General features: G+C 64.3%; 7 protein-coding genes. All 7 read left to right on the top strand.

Translation table 11 applies throughout. From position 1 onward, the window contains the following. The coding region (locus THIMADRAFT_RS28740; protein WP_007195377.1) for a Fic family protein at positions 1 to 743 on the top strand (743 nt) is incomplete at its 5' end. A 143-nt stretch (positions 744 to 886) separates the two neighbouring features. Then, positions 887 to 1963 (top strand): hypothetical protein, encoded by a 1077-nt coding sequence (locus THIMADRAFT_RS22220; RefSeq protein WP_007195376.1) that lies wholly within the window; start codon positions 887 to 889, stop codon positions 1961 to 1963. After that, positions 1950 to 2225 carry a hypothetical protein gene (locus tag THIMADRAFT_RS22215; protein WP_007195375.1) on the top strand — a complete coding sequence of 92 codons (276 nt, stop codon included), beginning with the start codon at positions 1950 to 1952 and terminating at the stop codon, positions 2223 to 2225. The genes THIMADRAFT_RS22220 and THIMADRAFT_RS22215 overlap by 14 nt, the downstream gene beginning before the upstream one ends. 122 nt (positions 2226 to 2347) lie before the next feature. Then, positions 2348 to 5857, top strand: a complete 3510-nt coding sequence (gene drmA, locus THIMADRAFT_RS22210) for a DISARM system helicase DrmA (protein WP_007195374.1) — start codon at positions 2348 to 2350, stop codon at positions 5855 to 5857. After that, positions 5850 to 6314 carry a hypothetical protein gene (locus THIMADRAFT_RS27580; protein WP_007195373.1) on the top strand — a complete coding sequence of 155 codons (465 nt, stop codon included), beginning with the start codon at positions 5850 to 5852 and terminating at the stop codon, positions 6312 to 6314. Before drmA ends, THIMADRAFT_RS27580 begins: the two co-directional genes overlap by 8 nt. Beyond that, positions 6311 to 7696, top strand: coding sequence for a DUF1998 domain-containing protein (gene drmB / locus THIMADRAFT_RS22205; protein WP_007195372.1), 1386 nt, complete (start codon positions 6311 to 6313; stop codon positions 7694 to 7696). The genes THIMADRAFT_RS27580 and drmB overlap by 4 nt, the downstream gene beginning before the upstream one ends. Continuing rightward, positions 7696 to 8490, top strand: a complete 795-nt coding sequence (drmC, locus tag THIMADRAFT_RS22200; RefSeq protein WP_007195371.1) for a DISARM system phospholipase D-like protein DrmC — start codon at positions 7696 to 7698, stop codon at positions 8488 to 8490. The genes drmB and drmC overlap by 1 nt, the downstream gene beginning before the upstream one ends. Positions 8491 to 8587: the final 97 nt, after the last annotated feature.

Genomic DNA, 8587 nt, shown 5'->3' with positions numbered 1-8587 from the left:
CCAAGGAAGTGCTGCGCTATCGCGAGGCCGTGTGGCACGGCTTTCGCGCCCTCGGGCAGCGGCCGCTCGCCACCAATCTCTTCATCGAGATCGCGGGCATCATCAAGGAATCCGACCTCGGCATCCGCCGGGTGCCCGGCACCAAGATCGCCAACAGCCGGGGCGAGGTGATCTACACCCCGCCCGAGGGCGAGGCGGTTATCCGCGACAAGCTGGCGAATCTGGAGCGCTACCTGCACGCGCAGGACGGGACCGACCCGCTGATCAAGCTGGCGGTGCTCCATTATCAGTTCGAGGCGATCCACCCCTTCGTCGACGGCAACGGCCGCACCGGGCGTATCCTCAACATCCTGTATCTGGTGGACCAGGGGCTGCTGGAGCTGCCTGTGCTCTATCTCTCGCACTACATCATCCACCACAAGAGCGCCTACTACGCCGGGCTGCGCCAGGTGACCGAGGCCGGCGACTGGCAGACCTGGGTGACCTACGTGCAAGATCCGCTTCCTGGAAGAGCGCGGCATCGCCAAGCGCCAGACGGCTTCGGTCTACCTCCAGACCCTCGAATCCCTGGGTCTGCTGCGCGCCCAACGGATCGGACGGGAGCTGTACTACATCAACGACCCCTTGTTTCGGTTGCTGACGGCGTGAGTGAGTCGAGAGAACGTGTCGATAAAACTCAAGAAAATCGACCGATCCGAGCCACCTGTCGATCTCATCGACAGGTTCTCGGCAATGCCCCATGAGGAAACGGGCTGTACGTGTTCGACCGGTTGCCGCGGCCTCGGTGCATAATCATCCTTGTTCCGCTGCGTCCTCGCTGACACCCGTCGGCATGAGGGCCAGTCACCCGTGATCAACGATTGCCCGTACCGAAGGTGTCATGTCCATGCCTGAACATCATCCCCCATCCCCCGAGATTCCGGAGGGCTTCGTCGCCTTGCTGAAGGTCGAGGGTGGCGAGGCGGACCACCATGAGATACGCGCCGAGTGCCTGGTGGCGGTGCTGTCCGGCCTGCAACGACTCGCGTATCTGCTTGCCATGAGTGAGTCCCGGCAGGAGTTGGGCGAACGCTTGAAGCCGAGTCGGGCGATGCGACAGCAATACGCCCTGCGCTGCGGGATCCCCGGACCGGGAAGCTACGCCTTGCCGTTGGATGTGGGCTCCCCGGACTTGATCTCGGGAGGGCGGGACTCCCTGGACCGGATTCAGGACATCTGGACGGCCTTGTCCGGACACGACAGTGACGCCCTCAACCGCCTGCTCCCGCCCGCACTGATGCAGCGCGCACTGCGGGAGATTCAAAAATTCCTGCCCAAAGATCCTGAGGGACTGCGCTTCAGCCTGAGCACGCGGAGCTCGCCGGAACCGGCCGTACTGACTTGGCGTGTTTCGCGTTTCATCAGTGAGCGCCTGGCGCCCACGCTTTCCGAAGACACGATCATGACGGTCACCGGGGAGTTGCTGCGGATCGATTTCGCGGCTCGCCAGGTCGCGATCCTGTACCCGCCCACCCGTCGCGAAATCGTCTGCACCTACCTTCCGGAAATCGAGGACAGCATTATCGAGTCGCGCAAGGAGCCGATTCAGGTCACCGGGCGCTTCGTGCTGGACGACGAGGGTAGCCCGAGCAAGCTCATGGATGTCTCACGGATCGAGCCGGTCGATTTTTCGCCCATGGTGGTGACTGAATTGGAGGCGCTGCCGGTGCGGATGAAGACGCCGCTGGAGTTGGTGCCGGTGCTTGATGAGGAGAGCCAGCAGTATTTATGCGTGGCGGACGCCGACCTTGGGTTGGATGCCTTCGCTTTGACGCGGGACCACCTCTTCGACGAGGTACAGGAGCAACTCTGTATGCTGTGGCGCGAGTATGCCCTTGCATCGGATGAAGAATTGGATGACGCAGCACGATTGCTTAAAGCGCGTCTGCATACCCGGATGGAGGAATCGCGTGCCGAGGCGTAAGGACGACATCGAGCAGGGGTTGCGACGCAAGGGTTTCAAGCAGCGGGAGGGCGATCATCATTATTTTATCTACTGGAACCTGAACGGCGAAAAGACGGCCGTTTTCACCAAGACGAGCCATACGCCAAAGATGCGGGATATTCCCGATAATCTGCTCGGCCTCATGGCCAGGCAGTGTCGGTTGAACAAGGCGGATTTTCTCAATCTGGTGGATTGCCCGCTCAGCCGCGAGGAGTTTGAACGCCGGCTTGCGCAAACCTAAGCAGCGGAGCGCTACGCTCGGATGGTCCTGAAAGCGGACGCGAGCGATGCCAATTTCAATACAAGGAATGCGGTGCGTCGATCGCCCGAACGGGTGCCACAACACATCATCAGGGAACGTCCATGAGCACACCCACACCCTCGGACTTGCGCGATGAGCTGACCGACATGGTCGTCCGCGACCTGCTAGGCCCCGCCGGCGGCCCCGAAGAGGAGCTGAATCAGTACGAAGACCACGTCTATCAGCGTTACCTGGTCGGCATGCTGGCACCGAAAGCCAGCGAGATCGCCGGCGGTGAACTCGACGAGCTGGCGGCCAGCGACGGGGACGAGGGCGAGGAAGGGGCGCCCGAGTCGGGCGTGCCGGCGGGCAATGCCTATTTCCCGTCCTCGATGGGTTTGAGCTTCGTGGTGGCGGCCGATGCCGATGAGATCCTGGTCGAGGCCGACTGGGGGCAGTACCTGCGAATCAAGAGCGCCACCCAGCAACATCGCGACGGCAACCCCGCCAATGTCTGGAAGCGCAACCCGGTGATCCCGCCACATCTGGCGTTACCGTTGCAGGACGGCAACATCACGCCGGAGCCGCTGCATCCGGATCATCCATCGGTCGTGTTGCAGGGCCGAATGCGTCTGACCCCTGACGGTTGGGTCGTGACCCTGTTTCTCGTGAACCAGCAGGAGGAGCGCCAGCGCCGGGGTGAGCCCAAGGACACGGTCTGGCTGTTTCAGCCCAAGCTGCGGGTGCGTGGAACCGGCTCGGCACCGATCTTCGTCCAGCGCAAGGGCGGCAAAGCGGATCTGTCGCTGATGGACCCCTTGACACGGGAGGAGACCGAGACCCTGGAGATGCTCTATCGCCATCAGCGCGAGTTTGCCGTCGGTCACGGCATCTCGGTGCATGCAACCCTGCCCGAAGCCTCCGGCGAGGTTCCCGGGGAACGGGCGATGCAGGTCGAAACCGAGTGGGTACCGCGCTTCGAGGTGCCCCAGCAGACGCCGCGCTCCGTGGCGGACGATCAGAATCTCTCCGGCCTGACCCTCGATATGCAGGCGCTGGCAGAGCTGCCCAAGGCGGGCCTGATCGCGAGCCTGCGCCATATCGAGACCGCCTACCGCGTCTGGATCAGGATCGAAGAGGCCAAGCTCACGCTGCCCCAGGAGAAGCTGGCGGGCCACGAAGCGGCGGCGCGCCGTGCCGCGGCGAGCTGCCGGCGAGCGCTGGAACGCATCAAGGCCGGCATCGACCTGATCGAGACCGATGCTCTCGCCGAGGACGCCTTCCGCTTCGCCAACCGGGCCATGTGGCTGCAGCGCATCCATTCGACCTTTGCACGCAAGGTGCGCAAGAAAGAGATGTCGGTGGAGGAGGGCGTCGCCGCGGTGGATGTCCCCGGGAACCGGAGCTGGCGTCTGTTCCAGATGGCCTTCGTGCTGCTGAACCTGCCGAGCCTGACCGATCTGCATCACCCGGATCGCAGCCACGAGACCGACGCGGTGGCCGACCTGCTCTGGTTCGCCACGGGCGGCGGCAAGACCGAAGCCTATCTGGGCCTGACCGCCTACATCCTCGCCCTGCGCCGACTCCAGGGGGAAGTCGAAGGGCGCCGCGGGGACGTCGGAATCGCCGTGTTGATGCGCTATACCCTGCGGCTGCTGACGCTCCAGCAGTTTCAGCGTGCCGCTGCCTTGATGTGCGCCTGCGAGACCATCCGTCGCGACGATGTGCCCAGGTGGGGCGAAGAGCCGTTTCGCCTTGGGCTCTGGGTCGGGAGCAAAACGACACCCAATACCTTGAGCGCGGCCGCCAATGCCCTACGCCAACGCAGTGTGGGCGGTCGGCCATCGGCTACCGGGAGCCCGCGTCAAATCACCTCCTGTCCCTGGTGCGGCAGCGAGATCCGCGAGCAGCACCTGCGCGTCTACGAGGCGCCGAGCGACATCGGCCGCTGTGTCACCTACTGCGGCGACAACCTGGGGCGCTGCGACTTCAGCGAAGCCAAGGCGCCTAAGGAGGGGCTGCCGGTGATGGTGGTTGACGAGGAGATCTACCGCCGACCGCCGGCCCTGCTGATCGCCACGGTCGACAAGTTCGCGCAGATGCCCTGGAAGGGCGAAACCCAGATGCTCTTCGGCAAGGTCACGGAGGTGTGCGACCGGCACGGCTTCCTGTCGCCGGAGGTCCAGGACGGGCAATCTCACCCGGCCCGTCATGGTTTGCCGGCGGCGAAGAACCGCCCTCACGGATTTCTGCGTCCGCCCGACCTGATCATCCAGGACGAGCTGCATCTGATCAGCGGCCCGCTGGGCTCGATGGTCGGTCTTTACGAGTCCGCGGTGGACGCACTCTGTAGCTGGGTTGTCGACGGCAAGCCGGTGCGCCCCAAAGTGGTCGCCTCCACCGCGACCATTCGCCGCGCGCCCGACCAGGTGCAAAAGCTCTTCGTGCGCAAGCTGGAAGTGTTTCCGCCCCAGGGCACCGGGATTCGCGACAGTTTCTTTGCCATCCAACGCCCGGTCGGACCGGCGTCCCCGGGGCGGCGCTATCTCGGCATCAGCGCCTTCGGCCGCCGCTATCCGGTGGCTATGATCCGCGGTTACGTCGCCCACATGGCTGCGGCCCAAGTGCTCTACGACAAGTACGATCGGCTGGCCGACCCTTGGATGACGCTGGCGGGCTACTTCAACTCGATCCGCGAGCTTGCCGGAACGCGTCGCCTGGTGGAGGACGATATCCGGGCGCGCCTGCGCGACGTCGATCAACGCGGCTTGGCCAAGCGCCGCGTGCGCGCCCTGGAGGAGCTGACCTCGCGTAAGTCCGGGACCGACATCCCGAGGATCCTGGAGCGGTTGGAGGCGGTTTTCGACAAGGAGCTGGAGGCCCAACGGATGGTGGACCGCAAAGCGGGCCAGCCGGTCACCTCGGCCGTGCCCTACGACGTGATCCTGGCGACCAACATGATCTCGGTCGGCGTGGACATCGACCGGCTCGGACTGATGGTGGTCGCGGGGCAGCCCAAGAACACCTCGGAGTATATCCAGGCCACCAGCCGCGTCGGCCGTTCGGCGGAGGGCCCCGGCCTGGTCTGCACCCTCTTCAACTGGGCACGTCCGCGGGATCTCTCCCACTACGAGCGCTTCGAGCATTACCACGAGACCTTCTACAAGCATGTCGAGGCGCTGTCGGTGACCCCGTTCTCCGCGCGTGCGCTCGACCGCGGCCTCTCGGGGGTGATGGTCGGCTTGATGCGCCTGCTGGACGCCCACCTGAACGCGAACCTGAAGGCCGGTGAAGTCGCCGACACCGACGGGGTCTGGACAGAGGTTTTCGACCTGCTGAGCGAGCGCGGGGGAAAGGCGACACATGATCCTGCGGTCGCGACCCGCATCAAAGACATGCTGGACCGTCGCCGGGACGTCTGGCTGAGCCGGGTGCACAACCAGGAGGACCATCAGTTGGCGTACAAGTCCAAGGGAGGTGCCACGGTCGGGTTGCTGGAGTATCCCGGCGAGCAGGATTGGGGGCTGTTCACCTGCCTGAACTCGCTGCGTGACGTGGAAGGGACCGTCGATCTGGTCTTGGACCAGTGCTCCACCGGACTGCGGGTCGAGCGAGGAACGACGGATGAATGAGCTTGGCGAGCTGCGCCCCAGCCAGTTGATCTTTACCTTCGGCGTCGGTGCCTTGGTCGACCTGCCGAATCTGTCGGTGATCGTGCTGGGTCTCGACGATTGGGATATCCGCTACTGCAAGGAGATCGAGGAAGACCGTTTGGTGGCCGCGGTGCAGAAGCGACTCGGCGCCCAGATGGGCCGGCTGTACCTGCCGCCGATCAAGCTGGACAGCATGGACCAGGACCCCGCGGCACCCGCCGTCGGGGTGCCGGTGGCGCCCTTCCCGCGCTGGATGCGCTGCCCGCTCTGCAATACCCTGGCGACGGTCGAGTCCGGGGTGTTCAAGTTGATCCAGGATCCCTATCGACCGGATCGCACGGAATACGTCCATCAGGGCTGTCTGAAGAGCGTCGGCAGTCGGGCGCCCTCGGTCTTGCCGGTCCGCTTCTGCTGGCCTGTCGCGAGGGGCACTTGACGGACTTCCCCTGGCTCGATTTCGTGCATCAAGGCAAAATCCCTTGCCGGCCGGCGACCATGACCCTGCGTGAGTTCGGAGTCTCCGGCGATGCCTCGGACATCATCGTCAAGTGCGAGAGCTGCGGGGCCGAGCGCCGCATGTCCGATGCCTTCGATCTGGATCCGAATGAGGGCTTCGCCTGCCCCGGGCATCACCCGCACCTGCGTTTGGTCGAGCCCGCCTGCGAGGAGACGGCGAAGGCGATTTTGCTGGGGGCCTCCAACAGTTGGTTTCCGACTGCGCTGTCGGCGCTGTCGATTCCCAGTGCGACGGATACGCTCGGCAAGCTGATCGAGGAGCAATGGTCCGAGTTGAAGGACACGGAGGACCGGGATGAAGTCCGTCTGCTGCGCAAGAAGCTTCAGAAATTCCAAGCACTGATTCCATTGTTCACGCAGTTCGACGACAACGCCATCTGGACCGCGATCGAGGCGCGGCGCGCCGGTGCGCAGCACGGCAAGCCGCCACCGGAGGATCTCAAATTACCCGAATGGCAGGTCTTCGCCGCTCCGGACAACGCGGCCGAGGGCCGTGACTTCAAGCTCAAGCGGGTCGCGCCCCCGCAGGGTTTCGAGTCCTTTTTCGAGGACACGGTGCTGGTGGAGCGCATCCGGGAAGTGCGGGCGTTGCTCGGGTTTACACGCATCGAATCCAACGCCGATTTTGCCGAGGCCACGCTCCTGGAGGACGGTCGCCTGACCCGATTGTGTCGCGCCAGTCCGACCTGGCTGCCGGGATCGGAGGTGCGCGGCGAGGGGATCTTCCTGCGGGTCCGCGAGGATGTGATCCAAGCCTGGCAGGCGAAGACCGCCGTGCAGCAGCTCCGGAAGGAGTTTCTCGACTCGCATAAGGCATGGCGCACGCTGAGACGGCTCAAGCCGCCGGAAGAGGGTTTTCCCGGCATCCGGCTGGTGTTGCTGCACTCGCTGGCCCACGCCCTAATGCGCCAGATCGTGCTGGATTGCGGCTACAGCGCGGCGAGCATCCGTGAACGTCTTTATTCCCGCCAACCGAACGAGGACGGCGGCCCCATGGCCGGCATCCTGCTCTACACCGCCGCCCCCGACAGCGAAGGCACCCTCGGTGGCCTGGTCGAGCTCGGTGACCCGCTGACGCTTGGCCGCCACCTGCAACAGGCTCTGGAAAGCATGCGGCTGTGCGCGTCCGACCCGCTCTGCGCCGACCACCGCCCGGACACGCTGGGTCGGGGCATCCAGGGCGCCTGCTGCCATGCCTGTCAGTTCGCCCCGGAGACCTCCTGCGAGCGCGGCAACCGGTACCTGGATCGCTCGGTCCTCGTGAACACCTTCTCGGCACGCGGAACGGCGTTCTTCGATTGATGGCCATGTCCGACGACTTCTGCACTGCCGTCGAAAACTTGGTGCGAAAGGCGCCAGATGGGTGGCTGACCGCGACGTGCGAAACGCTTCGTGCGTTGCCGGCTTCGGCGACCCTGGACCTTGTGCGGCAGCGACTGCCGGGAACCCATAACGCGGATCTCGCCTACCGCATGGACCGGGTCCTCGATCTGGCTTCGACGCAGATGTCTTGGGAAGCGCTGAGCTGGTCTCTCCGGACGACATTCACCGCCTATCGCCGCTGGCGGGGCGAGGAGGAGATCGAGCTTCTCTGGTCCGGCCCAACGCCTGCCAATCAGATCCCTGCACGACGGATTGACCAAGCCCTTTACGACCTGATCGGCGACGCCAAGCGCGACATCCTGCTGGTGACCTTCGCCGCGGCGAAGATCAACCGCCTTGCCGATGCCTTGTTGAAGGCCGTCAGCCGCGGAGTGCAGGTGAAGCTCATCCTGGAATTTGAGCGCTCATCGGAAGGGCAGTTGAGTTTCGATGCCTTGAAGGCGTTTCCCACGGCCTTGGTTGCCGCGACAAGGGTGTATCACTGGCCCCTCGACAAGCGTGAACGCAATCAGGCCGGACGCCCGGGAAAGCTGCACGCCAAGGTGGCTATCGTCGATGACATGGCGCTCATCTCCAGCGCGAACCTGACGGACGACGCCTTCAACCGCAACCTCGAGATCGGCGTGATGATCGGGAGTGATCGGCTGCGCGGTCCCCTGACCGAGCACATCCTCGCGCTCGTCCGCTCTGGTCAGCTTGTCGAGCTGCGCTGATTTCGCGTGAGGCGATCGATTTCAAACAGGTCTGGTTCATGTTTCATAACGAAACTTGTTCTGATCTGCAAGGCGCCGACTGAGAAGGGAAAATTTC

This window comes from Thiocapsa marina 5811, assembly GCF_000223985.1.
GTDB classification, from domain to species: domain Bacteria; phylum Pseudomonadota; class Gammaproteobacteria; order Chromatiales; family Chromatiaceae; genus Thiocapsa; species Thiocapsa marina.
This window is presented reverse-complemented; position numbering and strand designations above follow the sequence as displayed.

Excerpts from the sequence above, each read along its gene's own strand:
- THIMADRAFT_RS22220 (WP_007195376.1), top strand. The coding sequence starts at position 887 with ATGCCTGAACATCATCCCCCATCCCCCGAGATTCCGGAGGGCTTCGTC.
- drmA (WP_007195374.1), top strand. The coding sequence starts at position 2,348 with ATGAGCACACCCACACCCTCGGACTTGCGCGATGAGCTGACCGACATG.
- THIMADRAFT_RS27580 (WP_007195373.1), top strand. The coding sequence starts at position 5,850 with ATGAATGAGCTTGGCGAGCTGCGCCCCAGCCAGTTGATCTTTACCTTC.
- drmC (WP_007195371.1), top strand. The coding sequence starts at position 7,696 with ATGGCCATGTCCGACGACTTCTGCACTGCCGTCGAAAACTTGGTGCGA.